At 63.7% G+C, this 22,837-nt stretch carries 20 protein-coding genes and 1 pseudogene; 5 read left to right on the top strand and 16 right to left on the bottom strand.

Translation table 11 applies throughout. From position 1 onward, the window contains the following. Positions 1-87: 87 nt before the first annotated feature. The 11 genes from AB0J95_RS12250 to AB0J95_RS12200 all read right to left on the bottom strand — a co-directional run bounded on the left by AB0J95_RS12250 (position 88) and on the right by AB0J95_RS12200 (position 9,456). On the bottom strand, positions 88-2,355 hold the full coding sequence (locus tag AB0J95_RS12250; RefSeq protein WP_364756155.1) for a hypothetical protein: 2,268 nt from the start codon (positions 2,353-2,355) through the stop codon (positions 88-90). After that, positions 2,324-2,680 (bottom strand): hypothetical protein, encoded by a 357-nt coding sequence (locus AB0J95_RS12245; RefSeq protein WP_364756153.1) that lies wholly within the window; start codon positions 2,678-2,680, stop codon positions 2,324-2,326. Before AB0J95_RS12245 ends, AB0J95_RS12250 begins: the two co-directional genes overlap by 32 nt. Positions 2,681-2,683: 3 nt before the next feature. After that, a complete protein-coding gene (locus AB0J95_RS12240) occupies positions 2,684-3,280 on the bottom strand; it encodes a hypothetical protein (protein ID WP_364756150.1) in 597 nt (198 codons plus the stop codon). 249 nt (positions 3,281-3,529) lie between these two features. Continuing rightward, positions 3,530-6,541, bottom strand: coding sequence for a hypothetical protein (locus AB0J95_RS12235; protein ID WP_364756147.1), 3,012 nt, complete (start codon positions 6,539-6,541; stop codon positions 3,530-3,532). Between the two features lie 31 nt (positions 6,542-6,572). Next, entirely contained in the window at positions 6,573-6,881 is a 309-nt protein-coding gene (locus tag AB0J95_RS12230; protein ID WP_364756144.1) for a hypothetical protein, read from the bottom strand. Positions 6,882-6,979: 98 nt separating this feature from the next. Next, positions 6,980-7,255 carry a hypothetical protein gene (locus AB0J95_RS12225; RefSeq protein ID WP_364756141.1) on the bottom strand — a complete coding sequence of 92 codons (276 nt, stop codon included), beginning with the start codon at positions 7,253-7,255 and terminating at the stop codon, positions 6,980-6,982. Beyond that, complete coding sequence (locus tag AB0J95_RS12220) at positions 7,252-7,887, bottom strand: hypothetical protein (protein ID WP_364756138.1); 636 nt, start codon at positions 7,885-7,887, stop codon at positions 7,252-7,254. Before AB0J95_RS12220 ends, AB0J95_RS12225 begins: the two co-directional genes overlap by 4 nt. 86 nt (positions 7,888-7,973) lie before the next feature. After that, the gene (locus AB0J95_RS12215; protein WP_364756135.1) at positions 7,974-8,390 is read right to left on the bottom strand and encodes a hypothetical protein; all 417 of its coding nucleotides are present in this window, start codon (positions 8,388-8,390) and stop codon (positions 7,974-7,976) included. Continuing rightward, positions 8,387-8,731 carry a hypothetical protein gene (locus tag AB0J95_RS12210; RefSeq protein WP_364756133.1) on the bottom strand — a complete coding sequence of 115 codons (345 nt, stop codon included), beginning with the start codon at positions 8,729-8,731 and terminating at the stop codon, positions 8,387-8,389. Before AB0J95_RS12210 ends, AB0J95_RS12215 begins: the two co-directional genes overlap by 4 nt. Positions 8,732-8,734: 3 nt before the next feature. Next, on the bottom strand, positions 8,735-9,064 hold the full coding sequence (locus AB0J95_RS12205) for a hypothetical protein (protein ID WP_364756131.1): 330 nt from the start codon (positions 9,062-9,064) through the stop codon (positions 8,735-8,737). Further along, the gene (locus tag AB0J95_RS12200; protein ID WP_364756129.1) at positions 9,064-9,456 is read right to left on the bottom strand and encodes a hypothetical protein; all 393 of its coding nucleotides are present in this window, start codon (positions 9,454-9,456) and stop codon (positions 9,064-9,066) included. Before AB0J95_RS12200 ends, AB0J95_RS12205 begins: the two co-directional genes overlap by 1 nt. 287 nt (positions 9,457-9,743) lie before the next feature. Here AB0J95_RS12200 and AB0J95_RS12195 point away from each other — a divergent pair, with 287 nt between their 5' ends. Then, entirely contained in the window at positions 9,744-10,013 is a 270-nt protein-coding gene (locus AB0J95_RS12195) for a hypothetical protein (RefSeq protein ID WP_364756127.1), read from the top strand. A 147-nt stretch (positions 10,014-10,160) separates the two neighbouring features. On the opposite strand, the gene AB0J95_RS12190 is transcribed toward AB0J95_RS12195, so the two are convergent. The 5 genes from AB0J95_RS12190 to AB0J95_RS12170 are packed head-to-tail and all read right to left on the bottom strand — an operon-like array spanning position 10,161 to position 14,586. Further along, on the bottom strand, positions 10,161-10,340 hold the full coding sequence (locus tag AB0J95_RS12190) for a hypothetical protein (protein WP_364756125.1): 180 nt from the start codon (positions 10,338-10,340) through the stop codon (positions 10,161-10,163). Positions 10,341-10,351: 11 nt separating this feature from the next. Continuing rightward, entirely contained in the window at positions 10,352-11,329 is a 978-nt protein-coding gene (locus AB0J95_RS12185; protein WP_364756123.1) for a DUF5309 family protein, read from the bottom strand. A gap of 42 nt (positions 11,330-11,371) precedes the next feature. Next, entirely contained in the window at positions 11,372-12,034 is a 663-nt protein-coding gene (locus AB0J95_RS12180) for a hypothetical protein (protein ID WP_364756120.1), read from the bottom strand. A 42-nt stretch (positions 12,035-12,076) separates the two neighbouring features. Beyond that, on the bottom strand, positions 12,077-13,054 hold the full coding sequence (locus AB0J95_RS12175) for a hypothetical protein (RefSeq protein ID WP_364756118.1): 978 nt from the start codon (positions 13,052-13,054) through the stop codon (positions 12,077-12,079). Then, on the bottom strand, positions 13,051-14,586 hold the full coding sequence (locus tag AB0J95_RS12170; protein WP_364756116.1) for a phage portal protein: 1,536 nt from the start codon (positions 14,584-14,586) through the stop codon (positions 13,051-13,053). Before AB0J95_RS12170 ends, AB0J95_RS12175 begins: the two co-directional genes overlap by 4 nt. Between AB0J95_RS12170 and AB0J95_RS12165 the strand changes: the two are divergent. The 4 genes and pseudogenes from AB0J95_RS12165 to AB0J95_RS12150 all read left to right on the top strand — a co-directional run. Next, positions 14,567-15,547, top strand: a pseudogene (locus AB0J95_RS12165) (class I tRNA ligase family protein); the annotation flags it as partial. The gene AB0J95_RS12170 and the pseudogene AB0J95_RS12165 overlap by 20 nt on opposite strands. A gap of 100 nt (positions 15,548-15,647) precedes the next feature. Next, positions 15,648-17,186: a pyridoxal-dependent decarboxylase gene (locus AB0J95_RS12160; protein ID WP_364756113.1), complete on the top strand. Its 1,539-nt coding sequence runs from the start codon at positions 15,648-15,650 to the stop codon at positions 17,184-17,186. Positions 17,187-17,898: 712 nt separating this feature from the next. Next, the gene (locus AB0J95_RS12155; RefSeq protein WP_364756110.1) at positions 17,899-18,822 is read left to right on the top strand and encodes a class I SAM-dependent methyltransferase; all 924 of its coding nucleotides are present in this window, start codon (positions 17,899-17,901) and stop codon (positions 18,820-18,822) included. Between the two features lie 292 nt (positions 18,823-19,114). Further along, positions 19,115-21,802 (top strand): N-6 DNA methylase, encoded by a 2,688-nt coding sequence (locus AB0J95_RS12150; RefSeq protein WP_364756107.1) that lies wholly within the window; start codon positions 19,115-19,117, stop codon positions 21,800-21,802. Positions 21,803-22,837 lie beyond the last annotated feature (1,035 nt).

The following is a 22,837-nucleotide window of genomic DNA, read 5'->3' as shown; positions in this document are numbered from 1 at the left end:
ATGACAGTGCTCACCGGCCAGCGGCTCGGCAACCAGCCTCACCCCCACCAACCACAATCGGTGGGAGGCCACGCCGATCAATCCCCATTAGGTGGTGACGGGCCGGATGGTCAGCTCGTCAACGAATCCGTCTGTGGTGGACAGTCGGCGGGTGATGCCCACGATGGACGCGGTCACGGTGGTGGGGTAGGCGAGAGTGATGGTGTCGGTCAGGACTCGGCGTGGGTCACCGGGTACGGGGATGCGGTCGTACACCGCGTTGGGGTGTGCCAGCTCATTGAGCAGTGTCCGGGCGAGTGCCTGGAACGGCTCGACCCGTTGCCGCCAAGGGCCGGAGGGCAGGTCCAGCGAGCGGCGCCGGTAGGTGGCGATCGATGCGTCGTCGGTGATGGTGTCGGTGCGGGTGGGGTCGGCGGTGACCACGGTCCCGGACACCCGAAACGCGGGCCGGGGTGTGGCTTCGTTGGTGGTGAACTGGACGGCGAACGCGTTGGAGTTGATGATCCGGATTTGGGCGGTGGTGCCGGTCAGTCGTCGCACGACGACCGAGACGTTGCTGGTGACCTCGGTGGTGGGCTGGTCGACCCGGACCATGCAGAATCCTGTTTGGACGTTGTCGTTCCAGTTCGCGCTCGGGACACGCACGACGATGCCGCTGGTGAGGCTGTTGAGCAGGCCGCTGAAGTTCACCGATCCTTCGGGTAGGACCACTGTGCGCCGGTCGGTGGTGTTGGCCGGGATGACATAGGACAGCGGGTCGGTGGACTCGATCAACACGCGCGGGGTGCAGGTGTAGGCGGGGGTGGCCGAGATCGCGATTTCGTTCCGCACGCTGTCCATGCTGGTCGTCGCGTTCACCTCGGCCAGGTCGTCCACGGTTACCCTGCCTGTGGGCGGTGCGGATTGGCGGGCGGCGATGGTGGCGCGGTTGAGAAACGAGAACCGTCCAGCCTCGTTGAATCCCGGCACCGCGAACTCGGCGCCGGCGACTTCCTTGAGCACGTCCCAGGAGTCCTGGCCGCTGATCGAGGGGAGGCAGGTGAATTCGTTGAGACCGGGGTCGATGTCAGCGGGCGGCGCCGGAGGGAGTTGCGGCCAGCCGCCGGGCGCGGGCGGGGTGGGCGACGTCCAGATCTGGACGCCGCTGATGGGCCGGACCACGGTGAGTGTGGCCAGTGCTGAGGGGAACTCCCCGCCCGCCAACACGTTGCGTGTGGTGACGGTGGTCGCGGTCTGCCCGTCGATGTACCAGTTCACGGTCAGCTGCGTGATGGACGTGGGAGAACCGGCGCTCCAGGAGACGTGGGCGGCGATCAGCCGCCACTTCACCGTCGAGTCCAGGACAATCGGGCAGACGGTGAACATGTCCGTCGGCGCGACGATTCTGACCGAGAAGGCGATGCCGCCGTTGGGTTGCAGGACCAGCCGCAGGCTTCTTTGGTCAGCGGGCAGGATTTCCAGTACGGGCGAGGTGGTCAGGCCACCGCCGAGCGGTGCCCCGGCCCCGTGGTAGATCCACGCGGCCATGCCGAACCCGCCGCCGAAGGTCACCGGGACCGGCCTGGTGCCGGTATAGCTGGCTGTGTAAGGCGGGATGCTCCCGCCGCCGTTCGGGGCGAGCATCCCGTCCGGGCCGTTGGTCCACAAGGGACCTGTGTAGGTGCCGGTGGTGCCGAGCGGCTGCCCACCGAAACCGATCTCCGGAGTGAGCGCGCCGTGCCCGGTCACCGACAGCACCGCGCCGGGCAGGGGCGCCGCTGCGGTCAGGATTCCGTTGGCACGCAAGACATAGTCCACGATCCACTGGCTGTTCATCCAGTACCGGTACGCGTCGCCATACTTGGCTTGCTGAAGGCCGTCCAGGCTGATCGCGGGCAGGGTGATCGCGGCCCGCAGCCGTTCGGCGCCGTCGGCGGCGGTGAGTTCGACCTGGCCACTGGACGCCCGCAGGGTGGTGGCCCGGACCACGCCGGTGAACTGCCGCAACATCACCGGCCCGACCTTGGTGAGCAGGCCCAGGTCGTAGCGCACACTGACACCCGCCCACAGCGGGTTTCCGGGTCGTTGGATGACCGCGTCGGTGATCGGTGTCCCGTCAGGGAAGCGGCCTTCCAGGCGTGCGGTGAGCTTGGCTGAGGCGTAGCCCTCGACCTGGGCGGTGCCCTCGGGCAGGTCCCCCGTGATCGCGCGTTCCACGTCGATCTCGGTGACCAGGCCGTTCAGATCCGACCAGGGATGGGCAAAGCCGCCGTCTCCGGCCAGATCCACCATGAGGCGCCAGATGGGTTGCCGGACGGGTTGGGCCAGTGCTTCGGCCAGGGCGTCATCCAGGGCCGGGGTTCCGGTCGTCAGCATCGCTCGCCCCTCTCACCGGTCTGCCGGATCGTTGGCGGCGGGCGCGGGCGGCGGCGTCCTCGGCCGCGCGTCGGCGTTCGCGTTCGGAGTCGAGTTCGGTTTCCAGTTCGGCGAGCCGTTGTTCCAGCGCGGCCAGCCGGACGCGCAGGCCGGCGAGATCGGCTTCATAAGCCGTCCGGACCGCCGTGAGTTCGCTCGCGTGCTCGCCCTCGCGGGCGGCCAGGGTCTTCTCGTGTTGCAGGCGGTCGCGGAAGTTCGACGCCAGCAGGTAGGCGATCACCAGGACCAGGGCACCGGTGATGCCGAGGCCGGGGAGATCGTGCACGGTTCATGCCTCCAGCAGGGTCAAGGTGGTCGCGAAGGAGCCGGGCAGGGGGTAGGTCACGCCGAGGGAATCCACCAGCACCACCGCCGCGCCTCCGCCCGCACTCCATGCCGTCGCGATCGATCCGGCTTCGACCTGCCATCCGGTTGTCGTGACGGTGGCGGCTGTCCCGGATGGCGCGGTCAGCGCGACCCGGCAGGCAGCCGCCCCGGCAGGAGGAGCAAGGGTGAGGGTCAACCTCGTGCCGGTGGGGTCAGGGGTGACCGGGTTGCTGTCGTGTGTGGACAGCGTGGTGCCGGTGGCGGTTTCGGTTGTGACGGTCAGCCGGAGGGATCTCGGAGGGGAGGGAGGCGTGGCGACGTAGGCGGAGAAGGTGACCGGCCCGGTGTCGGGGAGCGGGACACGGCCGGTGGCGTCCAGCCGTGCACTGTCGGCAGGCACTGTCCAGGCGACACCGCCCGCCGCTGGGAGCCCGCCGAGACCGGTAGGCGTCCAGGCGAGCGTCCCCGCGGTGGCAGTGGTTCCGTGGTGCGAGTGGTCGACCCGGTGGAGGCGACCGCCACCGGCAACCGGTTCGGCCGTTGCGGGTCGATCAGCCACACCGGGTCGGTGAGCAACCCCAGGTGCAGGGCGTCCAGGAAGGCGTGCGTGGACGGATCGAGGAAGGGCCAGGTCAGCCTCCACGTCCGGCGCGCGCCCAGCAGGTCGATGGTGGGCCTGCCGGACAGGGACCGGTGGGTGGCGCCGTACCGGGTGGTAGTCGCCTCCGGACCACTCCCCAGGGACGGCGACGGCAACGCTCGTAACGCCCCGAGGGGACCGAGCCAGAACACCGGCATCTCGTTCACCTCACCGTCGGGCGTTGCGGGCGTTGACGGTGTTGACCAGTCGGGCAACTCCAGCGCCGTCGACGGTGTTGACCAGTCGGGCAACTCCAGCGCCGTCGACGGTGTTGACCAGTCGGGCAACTCCAGCGCCGTCGACGGTCATGCGGGCGCCGTCCAGCGCGGCCAGGACCCCGGCGGTGACCGCCGCCGTCAACATGCCCGGATCGGCCTGCCACCCACACGGCCCGGCAGAGGGACCAGCCCCCAGGGATGCCCCGACAACCCCAGCAGAGGCACGAGACCCGGCCTGGACGGTCAGCGGCAGGCTGGTGGTCAAGTTGGTCAGATAGTCCCGGATCGCGGGTTCCTCACCCTCCAAACCGGACAGCAGCCCTTGCATGATCAACCGGCCGTTCGGGGCCAGCAGCACCTTGTCCCGCGCGGGCGGACCTTTCCACGAGGTGATCCAGTCCGTGAGTTCACCGAGCTTGTCCTTGACCCAGGTGAACCCGGCCACGATGCCGTCGACCAGGCCCCGGATGATGTTCTTTCCGGCCTCCAGCAACAACGAGCCGAGATCACCGAGGGCGCCGAGGATGCGGCCGGGAATGCTGGCGAAGAACTCGACCAGACCGCCGATCATGTCGAGTGCGCCCTTGAGGATGCCGCCGAAGATCCCCGACACGAACTCTTTGATCCCGGTCCAGACTTTCGACCAGTCGCCCGAGATCACGCCCATGACGATGTCGATCACGCCCTGGATCGCCTTCATCGCGCCCCCGGTGATCTCGCCGATTCCCTTGAACACGTCGGTGACGACCGTGAGCAGGTCACCGAGTATCGGAATGACGTTCTGCGCGATCAGAATCACGAACGGCGTGACCGCCTGGACCAGCGCGGCGAAGGTGTTCGCGACCTCAATAACCACCGGGGCCAGCGCGACGATCAACCCGGTCAGCGGCGGCAGCAGCGTGGAGATCAGTTCCAGCAACGGCGGCAGCAACGGCAACAAGGCGTTGACCACGTTGAGAAACGCTTCGGCCAGCGGCGGGATGATCGGCACCAGGGCCGTGATCGCTTGCGCGAGGATCTGCCCGAGCAGGGTGCCGACCTGGGCCAGGATCGGCGCCGCGGCCGAGAGCGCTTGCGAGATCACCCCGGCCAGCTGAGTGATCACCTGCACGACCACCGGCAGGACCGGCATCACGGCTTGCAGCGACGCCAGGAAAACCTGACTGAACACCTGGGCCAGCTGGCCAAGCACAGGCAACACAGCAGCCAGCGCTTGCAGGAACGCCCCGCCCAGTTGGGTGATGATCGGCGTCAGCTGGGTCAACAGCTGCGCCAGGATCGGTCCGAGCGTGCGGAACGACTCGGCCAGCAACTGGCCAAACTGGACGATCAGTGGCGCGGCGGCCTCGGCCAGTTGCTGCAATGCCGGTGCCACAGCGCGGATCGCGTCACCGATCGCACCGCCGAGCAGACCGGCGACCTCAGCCAGCGCGGGCGCCAACGCTTGGACCACTGGCGCCAGCGCCTGGACGGCGGGCACCAGGATCGCGGCGAACGCTTGCGCGACCGACCCGAGCACGGGTGCCAGGGCGGCGATGATCTGGCCCAGTGGAGCGATCGCGGGCGCCAGGGCGCCGAGCGCTTGGCCGAGCATCGGCCCCAGCTGCGCGATCGCCGGAGCGATCGAGTTCACCAGCAGCGGCCCGAGTTGCGCGAACACCGGGCGCAGGCCCTCACCGACCGCGCGCAAGCCGCCGAAGATCTGGTGCAGCGCGTTCAAGCCCTCGGCCGAGCGCAGGAACGTCACCAGGCCGCCGGTCAGAGAGACCAATGTGGACAGCAACGAGACGCCGCCCGCGTTGGCCGCGCCGAACACGGTCATGACGATCTTGACCAGGTTGCCCAACAATGTGAACAGCTGGCCCAACGCCGCGAGCCCCTGGGAGATCCACTCTTTGAGCCGCCCGGTTTCCCGGGCGTGGGCGATGAACTCTGCGAACTTGTTCGCGCCGTCGGCCAGACCGGAGGCGAACTTGGGCAGGAACTCCGACCCGACCGCCGCGATATCCCGGAACGCCCGCAACAGCGGCGCTACCGCGCTGGACAGCGACCCCATCGACTTCGCGGAGTTGTCCAGGATGGTCCGCAAGTCGCCGACCGTGCGGGACTCGCGGGCGAACTCGCCGAAGCCGCGGGCACCAGCGTTGAGACTGGTCGCCATCTCGCCCAGACCGGTCCGCAACACCGGCAGATACAGCGCGCCCAGGTCCCGGACCTGTTGGCCCAGCCCGGAAAACAGTCTTTGTTGAACGTCCAGGCGAAGCTCTGTCCACGCAGGCGCCAAGCTGCGGACGGCCTGTGCGGTGTCCCGGGCGGACGGGGCGAGCTTGGCCAGTGCGTCGGCGAACTTCTGCGGGTCGGTCTCTTTCAAGACGTCGCTGAAGCCCTGCATGCCCAGCTTCGCGGTGTGCATCGCGACGGCCAGCGCGATGCCCGCCGAGAGCACCAGCAGCAGCGACCCGGACGCGGTCACCGCCGCAGCGCCGACCGCGTGCAGCGCGGCGATGGCCTGCCCGACCCCAGCGGCCAGCACCGCGTACTTCAGGGTGGCCGCGCCGACGCTGGCGGTCAGCCGGGTGAATCCGAGCGCGGTCTTGTCGACCCCGGACGACACCGCACCCAGGGCGCTCGCGACCTGGGAGAGCGCGGAACGGTCGGCGTTGACCTTGACGTCGACCGACTTGCCCGACAGGCGCCGCAGCAGCCGCTGAAACTGGGTTTCGGCGGGGACCGCGTCCAGCTCGGCCAACAGCCGGATCGCGGTCTCGTCGCCCTCCCGCGCCGCTGCCCGCAGCTGCTCTTTCAGCAGCGCGGTCTGCACCTGCGCGGTCAGCGAGATCGACGGAGCCGAACGCTCGGACTCGCGGATCTGGTCGCGCAGGTGACGCCCCAGGCCCTGCAACGAGGGCATGATCTTCAGATAGGCGTGGCCGACAGCGGTGATGGCGACCACCACCCACACCGCAACCCGTTACCAGGACTGGGAAACGGGACTAGTGGCCGCGCATCATCAGCGCCATCTCACGCAGAGTCTTGGTCTCCGGCCTGGCCTCACCCCCGCCCGCAGCGGCAGGCCGGTCACTGCGACCGATCAGGGCGTCTACTGGGCTGGCCACCTGGTCCTCGGTCAGCGTGTGACCGAACGCGGCGGCGACCGTCGCCCACAGCAGGGTGACCCGCCGTTCCAGCGCGACCAGGAGGTAGTCCGTGCGTGGCCATCCGGCGTCCCGGCCGGCGGAACGCCAGACCGCCGCGTCGTCCGGCAGGTGGGCGACGATGACGCAGACCCGCCGGAAGGACATCCGGCCCCGGTAGAGATCCAGCAGATCCAGCCCGAGGCGAAGGAAGTCGGTTTCCAGCGCGCCCGCGGTGGTTTCGTCGCCCAGCAGCCGGACGACCGTTAGGGGTTTCCCGGCCCCAGCTCCCGCATCACCTTCGTGGAGAAGTCCTCCGCGTCGGCCGCCGTGGAGGCCAGCGAGCGGAACGTGGCGTACTGCTCGACGCCCAAGATGAGCTTGAGCGCGGTCAGGTGCTTGCCGTCCTCCTCGGCCTCCAACGCTTCCAGGGGCATCTGGTCCGGAGTGGGCAGCGTGAACCGCTTGCCGCGCCACATCACCGCCGGACCACCGGAGGCGGCGGGTTTGCGCGTGGCTTCGGCGCGTTGGCTGGTGCTCACTGGGTTGTCTCCTCACTGAACGGTTCGATGGCCGTGAGCGCGGGCGGGGTGGCCAGTACTGCCGGGTCGTCGGTCAGCCACACACCGAGCACTGTGGACCCGCCGACCGGTGCGAGCGCGGCGAACGTCATCCCCCACCGGTTTTCCTGGCTGCGGCTCCACTGCGCGTCCTCGGTCTCGGAGACCTCGGCGCGGGGGAGGTAGAGCCGATGGTGGTAGACCTCGGTATCGCTGATGAAGTCGGTCCAGTCCACGCACAGCGCGCGGACGTCGCTGCGCGGGACGCTGGAGATCTCGGCACGGTACTTCTTGCTGCCCTGCGCGGTTTCCGCGAACCGCAGGCCGCCGAAGTACGCGCCGAGCACGACCCCCTTGCTTTCTTGGAATGACGACGCGACGGTGAGTTCCTGGCCCTGGTAGATGTATCGGGCGGGAGTCAACTGCTGCCAGTGCTCCGTGCCCTGTTTGTCCACCGACCGCCGCACCGTCACGCCGTCCGATGTGGACAGCCCGAGACCGGACCAGGCTGCGGTGAGTGGAGTGGTGGCGTCGGAAGGTTCCGGCGTTCCCACCGGGGCCAGCGAGACCTCGCCGGTTCCGGCGACGCGAACAAGGGCACTGTTGAGTGCCATAAGTTTGGTGACCTCCAAGCATGATGAGGAGGTCAGGGCCTCGCGCGGGACGCCAGAGGCGCAAAACCTCCAGAGCGAGAACGTGTTTATCGGCGGGTGGGAGTTCGTGCGAGCACCGCGACAGCGGCGGTAGCGAGGGGCTTGTCGGTGTAGGGGTCGGTGCCGCTGATCGGGCCGCTCACCGGCTCGGCCGACCACGGGCGGCCAGCGCCCGGGGCGCAGAGCACGGCCATCGCCAGGGCGGCCAGTGCGGTGCTGCTGTGTGCGGTGCGGTGCCAGCAGGTCAGACGGACGGTGACGCGTTGGACGGCGGGCCAGTCCCAGGTGTGGCCGTCGTTGGCGACCAGCAGCCACGGCAAGGACGGTGGACCGCCGGTCGGGCCGCGCCCGGTTTCGGTGGACACCTTCACCCCGGCGGCCTCGGGCTCGGGTCGCTCAGCCAGCAGCCGCCGCAGGGCGCGCACCACCAGCTCGGCCACGTCGAGCGGAACAGGAAGAGTCATCCGCCATCACGCGCCCGTCGCCGTGGCAGCGGGGTCGGGATGTCGAGACCTTGCACGTCCAGGCCGGCGGCGCTCGCGGCCCGCTTGAGCACGCCGTGCCAGGCTTCCATGCCGACCCCGGCCGCGTGCGGCACGGCGACCGTGGTTCCGGCTCGATCGGTGCCGGGGTCGTCGTAGACCTCGATCGGGAGTGGTTCGCCGGAGGTGACCCGGTGGCCCTGGGCGCGGGCGGCCTCGGCGACCTGTTCGGCAGCGTCGCTGACCGCATCGGCCACCTCGGGCGAGTTCAGGATCTCCTCAACCCCGGCCCGATCGATCTCCAGACCATAGAAGTCCGGCAAGACTCAACCCTCCACAGTGGATAGTGAGGCTTCATAGTGGGTACGGCCAGGACGCGGCGCCCAAGCAGCGGGCTCGCCCTGCACATCGAGCGTCCGGCCGTTCCACTCGACGCGTTCACGGGCATGGATCGGTGAGAACGTGAACAGCCGCCACGACGAGATCACCGGCTGACGGCCGGGCTCGGGGTCCTCGCGCGACCCGGTGGGTTGCAGCTGGCCCCAGATCTCCCGCCGTGGCGCGTCCGGCCCATAGTCCAGGCGCGGCGTGGGGTTGTCGTACTCGTCGGTCTTTTCGGTCGGGGTGATCACGATCAGCCGGTGCGGCAACTGCATCAACCACCCCCGGTCTGCGTGGACGGCGCGGGCGGGACGGTCCAGATCGAGAACGCGCCGCGTGGCTGCGACCTGGGCGGACGCAACAGATCCAGCTCGGCCTCGGTGAAATACAGCCCGCCGCCCTCGTGAGCGACGGTGCGGGAGTAGCCGCCGACCGTTTCACTGCGGATGCCGTCCGCCGGGCTGGCCAGCGCCCGCAGCACGGCGGTACACACCACCCCGACCGCTGTCGGGGGTGGCGGGGTGGAGATGTCCGGCACGTAGGTGTAGGCGATCGCGGCTGCGTCGGCAAGCAGAGCCGTGGTACGTGACCGTTCCTCATCAGTCAGGGGGTGATCAGCGCGGGCTTGGACGTCCTCGACGGAGGCGAGTGAAACGAGAGGAGGCATCGATGCACCTACCTGCCCCGTCACTCGAACGGGTGATGTGCCCCTGAACAGGCTAGACGCCCGTGACAACCCCTAGGCGTAGGTATATAGTCACATGCGCATCTATTGCTTGGTCACGACACCCCTTGGTAACTCGATTGGTCGTGACCATCAAATGAAGAGAAAGGTATGAAGATGTTTCATCTTTACCCGCTCCGCCGCTGATGTTCGCCGGTGCAGTCGCCAGAAAGGACGGGTGATCGGCGCACGGCGGAGTGGCGTTTTGGTCTATACCCGGGTGACTGACCATGAGGTTCGTTGTTGCCGGACTGTTCGCCCTGTTGGCGGACCTACTGAAGCCCCTGGGAGCAGTCGGCGGGGTCGCCGGTCTCCTGCTCTTCCTCCTCACGTACCTACTCATAGCGTTGTTGCTGAACGCAACGCGGAAGTTCCTCAAGTTCGTCTGGCGCCAGGCGTGTCAGAAGGTCTTCCGCCGGAGGTTCTGCAACAAGGCCGAGACGATGTTCAAGGCGATCAAGAAGATCGTCTGGTGGGTCTGGCGCAAGGGCTGGTTCTAACCCAACCCGATACGGCTCCCACAAAGCCTGGCACAGCCCCATTAAGTGCCACGGCTGCATTGCCGCCTCCCCGAGGTGAGACTCGGGCAGGCCCCGGGGCCTGCCGACATCGTGCAGGCCCCTTTTTTCATCGTCGGAAACTGCTAGCTACCGTGCCTCGGCGTCCCGCACAGGACGCCCACCCGCAGCGCGCACGCCCACATCGGGCGGGAGACCGCGCAGGGCTTCGATGGTGGCCTTGTCGGTCACCTCGGCTTCGCCGTCGACGAAGGTGACTTCCAGGTCGTGGACGACCAGTTGGGGATAGCGGGTTGACGTGAACTTCATCAGGACCCTTCCTACGCGGTAGCCAGGTTGGTGATCTTGCCGTGGGCGATCTCCGGCCCGTACTCCAGCGAGATCTCGCCGTAGATCTGGGCCTTGTCCGACGCGCCGGTCTTGCCGAGCGGTTCGGAGAACAGGAATCCCCGCCCGGAAGTTTCCAGCAGGACCGGGGCGCACTGGTCCAGGCTGGCAACCTGGACGGTGTCGGCGGGCATGTAGCGATTGAGCATGATCCCCAGTCGCCCGAAGTCAGTCTCAATGGTGGTCACACTGACGCCCGCAACGTTGCGCGACTCTTCCCGGTACTGCTTCTTGGTGATGAACTCGTTGGTCAGCACGCGCTTCTGCCAGCCGTTGCACATCAGCACAGCGGTCTCGGAGACCTGGATGCCGCCGCTCTCCCAGACCTTCTGCAACAGGTCGAGGACCATCTTCTCGGTCAACGCCGTGGGGTTGGCATTGGTGATGACGTTGGTCTTGGTGGCGTCGATGATGCTCTTGGTCTTGCGGACCGTGCTGTTGTCGGTTGGTTCCTGCATCTTGCCGACGAGGAATCCGACCTCGACGTCCCGGGCGATCTGGACCAGGGCTTGGCGGGTCTGCCAGTCCATCTCGTTGTCCACCGCGTTCGTCCCGCCGATGGCAGCAGCGTTGGGGTTCGGTGATCCTGTTCCGGCGAACATGGTCTGGGCGGCCTGGCGGGTGTAGGTGACGCCCACGGTTTCCTGGTGGATCTCCAGGACGTTGCGGTCCTGCCCGCGCACCCGGGTTTCCGGGCTGGGCGCGTCCGCGCCTTCCGGGCGCTGCCGGTTGGGGTCCGGCGGTCGCAGGTCGTACACGCTCCAGGTGTGCACGATCCCGTTGGCGCGCTTGCCGCCGGTCAGGCCGCCGATCGCGGCCAGGAACGGTGTGTCGGTGGGGGTGAGGGCGAACAGTTCGCCGACGAAATTGGGGCTGTTGTAGGTGTTGGCGATCGCGGCCACACCGGGCATGAGCAATACTCCAAACAGGACAAGGAAAGGACAGGGGAGCGGTCAGCGCTGCTGGCTGGCCTGTAGGGCGAGACGCTGGTTCTTCAGGCGGATGGCGGTGGCCCAGTCGCCGGTGCGCTCGGCCTCGGCGATCTGCGCGTCCAGCCCGGCGGGGCCGTTGCTGCGGGCGCCCTGCGAGGGGTCCGGCGCGGGCCGCCGCCCGCCGGCGTTCTCGGTCTCGGTGGTGCGGGCCAGGTGCGGGCGGGTCAGCAGGACCGCGGCGAGGTCCGCGGTGATCGCGGCGGTGTCGACCGTCCCGTCCGCGGTGAGGTACTTATCGCGCTGGTCGAGGTAGCGCGGTGCGTCGGTCGGGTCGGCCCAGTTCGTTGCGGCTGCGCGGATTTCGGCGTCCACGGCCAGGCGGCGAAGCGCGGTGATCTGCTGTTCGGCCGCCTCAGCGCGGGCTTCGGCCTTCTGGGTGTCGGTTAGCTGGGTGGCCTGGTACTCGTCGTACTTCGTGGCCTTGTCAGCGTGGTCGCGGGCGGTCTGCTCGGCGGCGGTCAGCCGGGCGCTGGTCTGCTCGTAGAGCGCCTTGTAGTCCACTGTGCCCGGCTCGCTGGCCGGAGGCTGGTCACTCGGTGGCGGGATGGTGGGTGGTGGTGGCGCGGGCTCGGGCGGTGGGACGGGTGGGGTGGCTGGATTGGTCGGGCTCGGTGTGTCGGGCACGGGTAACCAGAACTCCTTTCACGACAAGCAAATACGGTGGGATCAGCGCAGGTAGCCGAAGCGGCGCAACAGGTCGGCCAGTTCGATCTCGTCGCGTGCGCTGTTGACCAGCTGGGCGGCGGTGGGCCTCGCGGTGCGGGTGGAGCGGTAGCGGTCGCCGCGTTGACGGGCCAACTCGCCCATCTCGCGGCCTGCGCCACGCACGGTGACCGAGTCGCGGGTGTACTCGTGCCCGCCCGCGACATACAGCGCGCCAGGGCGGCGGGCGTTGACCACACGGGCGATGTCCGCCCCGGCTCGGATCGCCGCCGCGTCGCCCTTACCGAACGCCTTGTCCTGCTCGGCGTGGGTCATCCCGGCGAACAGGGCGCGGGGGTTGTTGTCCCGGTGGGACTCCCACTGTGTACGGGTGACCGGGCGCATACCGCAGTCACAGCGCGGATGCCGGGCGAACCCGGTGGAGAACCGGTAAAGCCGACCGGCCAGCAGGATGCACCGGCCGCAGGCCGGGAGGTGCACGATCCGCTCGTACCCGGCGATCCGTGGATCGGCCACGGAGGCGGCCGTGACGGCCAGCCGGGCCGTGTCGCTGATCTCCGTGGCCGTGTAGGTCAGCAACCGCGACAACCCGATAGCGCTGGCCTCACTCTCGGGCACGCCCAGGGCGAGGGCGCGACGGTAGGCGCCGAACGCGAGATCGAACAGCGCGGCCAGCGGTAGACCGTTGGCGGCGTAGCCGGCGAATGCGGCGGCCACCAGGGCGGCGACCGGGGCCGCTACCAGGCCAGCGGCCAGCAGCACGGCGGCCACGTACACCGGGGCCAGCGACGCGGTCTCGGCTTGGGCCTGCTCGACGGCCGCGACCGTCTGTGGCCGGACCTGCTCGGTCCACGACCCCACCGGGTCGCCTTCGTCGAGCCCGGCCCAGGCGGTCTGGACCTGCTCGACGGCCTGCCGCGTCGCCTGCTGGTATGCCTGGTAGAACTCGATCTCCGCGCCCGCGCTAGCGGGTGCGGTCACGCCACCACCCGCCCAGCCGCCACGGGTTCGCGGAACTGTACGGCCCGTGGCGGACGCCCGGTCCGTGTCGGCGCTGGTTCGTTGTCCGGTGTGGGATCGGCGGCCATCGGCGGGCGCGGCTCGGTCGGTTTCGGACCGTATTCCGCTGCGAGGTCCCCACCCGCGACGCGGGCGTAGGCTTGTTGGTCTTCAGCTTCCATGTCCCGGATCTGCGCGTCCGAGTAGCCCAGGGCGCGGCGGGAGGCCCGGCGTGGCAACAGTTTGTCCGCGCTGTAGAGCTTGACCACCCCGTCGGCCTGGGCGGCAAACGTGGGCGTCGCGGCGTCCACCCACTGGGTCTCCACCCGCAGCGCCTCATCCGGTACCCGGCCGTCGCGCACGTGCAGAATCCGTTGAGCCACTTGGTTCCAGCCATCCCCGAAGGACCGCTGACGGCGCTCCGCGCGCTTGATGTGCCGGGCCTCGGACGAACGGATGCCTTCCGCGCTCGCCGGGTTTTCAGTGGCATAGCCCAGAAAGTGCGGCGGCAGACCGGAAATCGACGCGACCAACCGAGCCAGGGCGTTCAGGGTGTTGTGGAAGTTGGACAGATCCGCTTCCGGGAACTGCCCGACGGCGACCCCGTCCTCCTTGGGCGACTTTGACGAGGCCCACAGCACACCTGCGACCGCTTCCCATGGGGTGAGCGGTCGTCCTTGTGCGTCAACGAAGTCGTCCTTGTCGAACCCCAAGGCGTACCGGCGGGGCATCGCGTGGAACTCCGCGGAGACCATCATGTCGGTGGCGACTTTGTTGGCCGCGTCCGACAACGGCAGCACGCTGGCCAGCTCGGACCGGCCGAGGCGCGGTGGTGTGGTGCGGCGTCGCCGGATGCGAGGCCGGTTGATCAACGGCACGACCGGGACCACGCCCATGCCGTGCTCGTCCCGGTCGTACTCCTCCCACACCGCGCCGCCGCTGTCGGAGCTGTACCAGATCGTCTCGTTCGGCAGGTACAACGTGGCCCACGCCTCGGACAGGTCCCCGTCGCCGTCCTCGGCGTACTGCCGCTTCAACGCCGCCCGCGCCTCACGGGTCCGCGGGTCAATGTCCACGTGCACGTCGAACGGGGACTCCACCGTGACGATCGGGAACGCGGGGCGCTTCTCGTTCGTGCCGACGATCGCGAAGGACCGGCCGAGCACCAAGGCGTCGATGTGGGCTTGCTCGGAGTGCAGGCCGAGCCGGTTGGCCTGCCAGATCTGCCACAGCTCCCGGTCGGCCGCCTGCTCAGCGCCGAGCCGGAACCCGGTGATGTCCAGCCGCTCGTCCAGCGAGTCCACGACTAGCTCAGGCCAGTTGATCACCACCTGGCGTACCCGGTTGTCCAAGCGCCGCAACAGTTCCGGGTGCATGTACGACAGAGGCTGCTCGCCTTCGTAGTAGGAGTCCAGCAGCTCCAGGTGCGGACGTTGCGCGTCGTGCTGACGCGTGATGCGGGTGATCCACTGCGCCGGAGAGAGATCGAGTGGGTGGGCGCGCCGATTTGGCAAGACCTCGGACCAGTGGAAAGAATGGTGGGCGGCTAATGCTGACGCCGAATCATTCTATTTCATGGGTAAGGACAACATCACCTTTCATGCTCAGATCTGGCCGGGCGAGCTTCTTGCCTACAACGGTCAAGGATCGAAGGGTGGGCAGCCTGGCGAGTTCGGCGAACTTGCGTTGCCGACGGAAGTGGTTTCGAGTGAGTACCTGACGATGGAGGGAAAGAAGTTCGCAACCTCACGAGGACGTGTGATCCTTGTGCGCGATGTCTTGCAGCGGTACAGCGCAGACGCGTTGCGGTACTTCATCGCGGTTGCGGGACCTGAGTCGTCTGATACTGACTTTACTTGGGATGAGTTCTACCGGCGTAACAACACCGAGTTGGTGGCCGGTTGGGGAAACCTGGTGAATCGATCCGTTTCGATGGCGGCCAAGAATTTCGGCGCTATCCCGGCGGCAAGTGATCTGACACCAGCCGATCAAGCACTTTTGGACTCAGCCAAGGCCGCGTTCGGGACGGTAGGCGACCTGATTGCTCGCCACCGGCAGAAGGCTGCAATCGGCAAAGTAATGCAGGTTGTCGGCGAGGCCAACAAGTACCTCTATGAGCAGGAACCCTGGAAGATCAAGGACGACCCTGTCCGCATGGGCACGATCTTGCATGTGACTTTGCAGGTGGTCAGCGACTGCAACACTCTCCTGACTCCCTTCCTGCCACATGCGTCTCAGAAGATCCACGAGTTGCTGGGCGGCACAGGCGTCCACGCTCCGATGCCCGTGATCGCCGAGGTTGAAGACCTCGATGGCGGTCCGGCGTACCCGATCCTCACAGGTGACTACACGGTTGGCGCACGTTGGGAGTCCGTACCACTTGAAGTGGGTCGTGAGCTCTCCCCGCCAAAACCCGTATTCAAAAAGCTAGACCCCTCCATAGTCGAGGAAGAGCTGGCCCGAATGAGCGCTTAGGCGCAGTAGGTATCGAGGCGCGATGGACTTTCGCGCCTCGATACTGCGGGTCCAAAATCTCGACGCTTCGCATTTCACACGGAAGTGAGATGGTGCACGAGTGGATCCGAGAGACTTCTTAGGCCATAACGGCCTTCCATACTCCGAAGCGCAGAAACTGCTGCGTAGGGTCGTGGATGTGGGATTGCGATTCAAATATCGCAAGCCTTTCGGTGCGCCTCCATCCCGAGAAGCGCTCGACTTGATCGCCACGGAGCCCCTTCCGTTGGAAGGCCAGCCAGTAGACGAGCTTCTCACGGCACTTGCGGACAACTACCTGCCCCACATGCCTAACTTCGCGTCGACGGCGTTCGCCGGTTTTCCGGACGCAGGCAATAGTGTTGCTGGTACTGCTGGTGCGCTTCTCGCAGAGCTTCTTAACGTCAATATGATCAACGCCGAATTCTGTTCCAGGGGCGCGACTGAGATGGAAATCGCTCTCATTCGCTGGCTTCGAGAGCTGATTGGGTACACGATCGCCCCAACGGCGCCCATGTCGGCTACTGACGTTGGCGGGATACCAACCGCCGGCGGGACGAACGCAAACTTTGCTGCGGTTCTGCTGGCGCGCACGCGAGCGAGCGCGGACGTGCGTCAAAAAGGGCTTGGTCGCTGGAACCAAAGGCAGCGAGTGATACTGCCTGAACATGTGGGGCACTACACCGTAGGTGCGTCGCTTGCGTGGTCGGGCCTTGGCACTGATGCCGCTCTCTACAGTCCGGTCAAGGATTTTCGATACGATCTTCCTCGTTTGCACGACACGTTGAGTGCGGCGCAGGAGCGTGGCGACGAAGTCATTATGGCTGTCACATATGCAGGGGACAGCAGGACCATGACGATCGACGAGCTAGGCGAAGTCGCCGCGACTGTCCGTCAATACTATCCAGAGGCTTGGCTTCATTGCGACGGATGTCACGGCACGAGCCTACTCTTCTCTAGCAGTCAACGTTCCCGACTTGACGGGCTTTCTGAATACGACTCGGTCATGATGGACCCTCACAAGGTCCTGACCGTTCCCTACTCGAACTCGTTCTTGCTTCTGCGGGATCCAGCCGACGCCGCGATGATAAGCACCGAATCCGAGTTGATCCTCCGACAGGCTAGATCATTCGGTCAGGTCACTCCCGCCACTGGCTCTCGGGCATTTCACAGCCTTCGCACATGGATGCTTTTGAAATCCCTGGGTGTGCAAGGCGTGGGGTCTATGATCGACCGCAGGATAGACGCCGCCCGGAGATTTGCTGAGATCATCGACGAAAGTCCATACCTAATTCGCCTCAACGACGTGAGCATAAATTCTGTCATGTTCACGCTCGATCCCGTAAATAACGGCGCGCCATTCGGTGCGGAGGCGGCTGAAGTCTCGGCTCGCGCAACGGAGAAGGCATATCAGGCGATCTTGCATGACGGAGCTGCGTATCTTCACAGCTTTCTGATTGCGGATACTGGTGACCGCCTTGGGCTCGGAAGATCTTACCGGCACCCGGTCCTGCGCTTCATGTCGGGAAACCCGCTGATCCAGGATGTAGATATGTTTGACCTTGTTGAACAGTGCGTCGACCTTGCGAAGCTGCACCGCACTCTATCTCATACGCAATAGCGTTAACTCATCTGGGAGACCCGTTGATGACTGCACGGGCAATATGTGACGACGCGCTTAGCCGGTTATCCGAAGTGACGCTTGCCAGGTTAGATGGTCCGCGGTGTGTCATTATCTACGGATCGCACGCCGTTGGTATGTCGCAAGCGAAATCCGATCTCGACGTTCTCTTTGTTGGGTCGAGCGTGTATGGAACTGTGTCGCCTCTTGTGGATGCAGTGGTGCGTTTCCATCGAGAGTACGGCTTGACGTTAGACGCTGAGGTTCCCTACGAGAACAAGATTCTTTGTGGATGGGATGAGCTAGAAATGGCGGCGAGTTGCCGAGTGTTTACGCAAGGGTTGGACGGGCGTCGCTTGACTCCTGTGAGGCGAGACCCAACTTACCTGAGTTCTCACTCCATGCGCGAACGGCTCCTCGTCAACATTCTTTGTCAACCGATCGTCGTTTGGTCTGAAGATCAGCTACGACTTGACCGGCTGCGCAGAGTGGCAAGGCAAGAGCTTGTCCAGACCGCTAGCGAGACTCTCGGACTAATGCGTGAGGCGCGCTCCGTTGATGCGATCGTTGAAGTACTTATGCGGTCGAACGGGGTTTCGGGTAAGGACTATCTAGGTTTCGGTACTGACTCCACGACTCAGGCCCATTTGCGCGCCATTGTTGCGTCCGAGTTTGAACGCCAGTGTTCCGCATCACCGATAGAGGGGCGAGGATGAACATTCAGCCAGATTTGCAAGCGTTACACGAAGCCTATCCGTGGCTACTTCGCGCGCCCAATAGGCATTCTGACTATCTCAGGCCTGAGTACTACGATCAGCTGCTGCCGGAGTATTCGTTTGGCGGTTACTCGGACCTCGATCTACTCGCCTCCTTCCTTCGGGGCCTCCAAGCACGTGACGGAATGAGGGTGCTTGAGTTGGGATGCGGCTCGGGACGTGCCACAGACGTTCTGTTCCGAGAAATGTCAGACCCGGCAGCGGTCGACCTCGTCGACCTTAGTCCGCAGATGGTCGACTTCTGCCGAGGGCGGTTCCAGCAACAGTCTCCGAACTTGAATGTCTATCAGTCCGACAGCCTCAACTACCTGCGTGGCGCTACTTCGGAATACGATGTGATCGTCAGCCTGTGGAATCTTTCCCACTCTGTTCACCAACACATGTTGCGCGACGGTCGCGCAGCTGCGGAGAGCAGGGTGCGAGGGGCCATCGAGAAGTTGATCACTCATCGCATGGCTCCCGGCGCATCTGCCTTCCTCATCCACTATGACATCCAGTCTCCCGAGCAGAAGCTGATCAATCCGTGGCGGAAACTGCTCTGGCAGGACGCGGACCCTGATTATGAGGTGTCCGGGCAAACTCCCTCGAAGATTATCCTGGACGAGGTTCTTACGCGGGCGCAGGACGAGGGATACATCGCCTTCAATTGCACCCATCACGAGGGTGATCCAATTGAATATGACTCTGTCGACCACGCTTTGGAAGTTTTCATGAACTTCCACATGGAAGGAATCTTCAACAGTCACGACCGGTTGGTAGACGTCCTTGCCAACTTGCAGGCGGGCCTCGACGAGCACACCCAGGATGGCATGGTGGCCGTTGCTCCGGGATGCTTCACGTACTCGATCGTCCGGTTGTAGACCACCGGCCTGCGGACTGGTACCAGTCGTAACGGTGTGGCTGGCAGAGTCTGGCCACCCACACCGGCACGACTGTGTGACTTAGGAGGAACTGCACATTCCCAAGTGCCCTCAATCATGGACTACTACCAGTTGAGAGGGTTCACTCACTTGGGCTCATGACCTTCTAGGCATACCCGAAGGTCGATGAGATGTCTACGATGCACGACACGCCGGAGGGGGTAATCCAAGCGCCGAAGTGCGCGGATGATACCATCGCTCAGTCAATTTGCGTCAGCGAGCAGGGAGCGCAGTGAGCACCACCGCGGAGAACAAGTTCGGCCGTCTGTCCGATCTAAGCAACGAAGCCACCGTGGAACAGTTCTTTGTCAACCGCTTGCTGTCCGACCTTGGATATGTCGATAAGAACATTCGACCGAAAGTCGCACTCGACGAGCTCGCAATTAGCCTGGGTCGCAAGAAAGTCAAGTACCGTCCTGACTACGCTATGCTAGTCGGGGGGAAAGTGCGCTGGATCTGTGAGGCTAAAGCGGTCGACGAGAATCTCGATGACTGGGTATCGCAATGTTCAAGTTATTGCCTCGAGCTCAATAAGGAGCATGCGGAGAACCCTGTCGAGTACTTCCTGCTAACGAACGGTGTCACGACTCGTTTGTACCGATGGGACAGTGGAAAGCCTCTCGTAGAAGCAAGTTTCCACCATTTCGTCGACGGCAACCAACAGTACGATCGGATTCGGGCGATATTGAGTTCGACCGCGCTTCGCGTAAGGCCGAGCCAGCGCAACATGCAGCAAACAGATCGATTTGTACTCCGTCGTAAGACGGTATCCGAGCTGAATGCCGATTTTGCTTGGGCTCACCGTCAGATTTATAAGCGGGAGCATCTCAGCTATGCGGCAGCTTTCATGGAGTTCGTCAAAATAGTATTCCTGAAGCTTCTCTCCGACCGGGACGTACATTCTTCGGCGAACGCCATAGAAGAAGAGGATCAGGTCACTGTACCGATCGACGAGGTGCGCTTTTCTCGAAGGTGGATTGAGATCCGAGAGAAGGATACATCGAATCCGCTTGATTCCATCCTGTTCCAGGACCTTCTGTCAAACTTTGAGACAGAGATCAGAGAAGGCAAGAAGAAACGCATCTTTAATCCTGGAGAACGGCTCAACATATCGCCAGACACTATTAAGGCGATTGCAGAACGGTTTCAAAATATTGACTTGATTAGCATTGACGCTGACTTGAATGGGAGGATGTTCGAGACCTTCTTGAACTCGACCCTGCGAGGGAAAGCGCTTGGACAGTATTTCACACCGCGCAGCGTCGTAAAACTTGCTGTGGGACTTGCCAACCTGGATGTTGGACCTAAGCGCGTTGACGTCGTGATGGATGCCTGTTGTGGGACGGGCGGCTTTCTTATCGAGGCCCTTGCTGCTATGTGGAGTAAAATCGAGCAGAATTCCTCGCTTTCGAATAAGCAGCGCGAAGAACTGCGTGCTCGGGTCGCGACCGAGTGTCTCATTGGTGTGGACGTCGCCAGAGATCCGGCTTTGGCCAGAATCGCTCGGATTAATATGTATCTCCATGGCGATGGGGGAAGCAGCATCTATCAACTTGATGCTCTCGATAAAAAGGTCCGCTCGGGGTCCACAGATTCTCCTGAGATCCGCCAAGAAAAGACCGAATTTCGGAAGAGGATAGAGGCATCTGATGGCCTCGCAGATGTAGTTCTGACTAACCCTCCTTTCGCAAAAGACTATAGTCGAGAGCAGTCGTCGGAAAGCACTTTGCTTGATGACTACGAGCTGGCCTATGACCACAAGGGGGGATCCTTGAGGCCGCTTGCGACAGTCAGCTCCATGGTTATGTTTCTGGAGCGTTATCATGATCTGCTCAAGCCTGGTGGTCGCCTCATAACGGTCATTGACGACAGTCTCCTAGGCGCAAATCGGTATCGGCCCCTTCGGGATTGGATTCGTAGGAACTGGCTGGTTAGGGCCGTCGTTTCCCTTCCTGGCGATGCGTTCCAGCGATCGCAGGCTCGTGTAAAGACGTCTGTCATCATGCTACAGAAACGATTGTCGCAGGAGGAAGAGCAGCCAGCGGTCTTCATGTATTACTGTACCGCGGTTGGGATAGATGACCCGCCGAGACAACGAGTACTTCCGATCGACGAAATTAATCGGAAGAAGGCCATTGATGAGATTAGACGTGTAGGTAAACTCTACGAGGAGTTTTTCGAAGGCAAACCAGAAGCGAAGCCTTGGGCGGTGCCTGCTAGCGCCATCGGTGATCGTATGGATGTTAAAGCGTGCTTGATGCAGCCTGGCCGTAGGGTCAAGGAATGGGAGGAAAATGGGCTAAGCGTCGTGACGCTGCAGGAGCTGATTCGGCCTGTTTATCCTAAAAACAGCATATCTCTCCGCCCGGAAGATGTAATCGATACGGCGGAATCTGATGAACTAGTTACATATTTGCGAGTCCGCTACGATGGTTTTACCGAGGCTGGCGACGAAGTTTGGACGTCAGACATCTCTGGCCAGAAAATGCATAGAGTGAGGACCGGTGACATAGTTATCAGCCACATCAACGCTATTCATGGGGCGATTGGTGTCGTGCCACCGGAACATGATGGTCTTGTGGTTACTAGCGAATATACTGTGTGCACGACTGTGAGTGGTATGGATCCCAAAGTTGTTTGGACCTTGTTGAGGTCACCTGAGGTGCGTGCAGAGCTCCTGATCCTGGCTACGGGAATTGGACGTACTCGGATCACTTGGGATCAGGCAAGTAAACTCATGCTTCCAGTTCCTGACAAGAATCTCAGTTCTACTTTGATTGCCGACTTAACTCGCGCTGAGAATGCAGAATTGGATGCAAGGAATACTCGAACTGCCGTGCGAACTAAGGCCGAGTCAAAGTTGCAATTGGGTAGTTCAGCGGCGCAGGAAATTCTTGCAGCATTCAAGCCTCCAAGGTGAGTAATGGACAAGGAAACTCGTAAGTTTCTAGATGCCGTCACTCTTCAATCAGGGCGTTCCGCGAGTGCAATCCTAAGAAACGTTCTGCATATAGACGGCTTAACGGAGTGCGCCGAGTTTCGGCGTATATATAGCGTATCAAACCAGCATGTAACTAGTCTTATCAAGTCGCTTGACTGGAATCTGCGCGTATTGAATCCGGGTTTGCATTATGTATTTCGGAAGGAGTTCATTGGTTTCCGTCGAGAACAAGGAGTGACTGCTAGTACCCGTGGTGAGCGCTCACAGATATTTCTCTGTGTCGTTGTGCGCTCAGCAAAGGTGGTGGTCACACTTCCTTTGCAACCCCACAAGTTCTTGACCTTCCCAACTGCACGTGATGTAAGTAAGGTTGGACACCAAGGAGTTGGCGACCTTGAAGTTACGCTGTCAAGTGAGGCTGATGTGAGCAACTTTCTCGAATATTTCTTCAGCTGGCTTAAGTCGTCAGATAGCCATCTATGACCCGTCGAGATAACAGTCGATTCTGATTGGATAGCCGTATTCTTCTATGCTAGATGGTCGAAATGTATTGGTATGTGCGAGCCCAAACACCCGCGCCATTAGTGATGTCCCTGGCATTCTCTCTCCGGAATCAAGTCTTAGTGCTTAGTATTGGGTGTCAGGCTCGGCGCCCTCATGACCCACGACGGTCCCAGCACCCGCTCATCGGCACGAGAACGTGCCGCTGTTATGTCAGGCGCGGGTTCGCACCGATTGGATATGCACTTCCGGGCCATCTGCCAGTACTTCCTGGTTCTTATGCTGACACGTTAGGTCCACTCGGGGAGTCCCACGTCGGTGCTCGCAAGCTCGCACCTTCGCGGGGCTCCTTTCGGATTGTTTTGGGGGGGCCGAGCCCCCCATGGGCGCCGCAGCGCCGCGGAGCGGCGCGGGCGCCGTTGGCGCGGAGTGCCATAGGCGCAGGGCGCCGAGGCGCCGTAGGCGGGAAGCCCGGAGCGCGGGGCGCCCGTTGGCGCGGACCGTCATAGGCGT

The sequence above is a fragment of the Actinocrispum sp. NPDC049592 genome (assembly GCF_040675465.1).
GTDB lineage: Bacteria > Actinomycetota > Actinomycetes > Mycobacteriales > Pseudonocardiaceae > Kibdelosporangium.
This window is presented reverse-complemented; position numbering and strand designations above follow the sequence as displayed.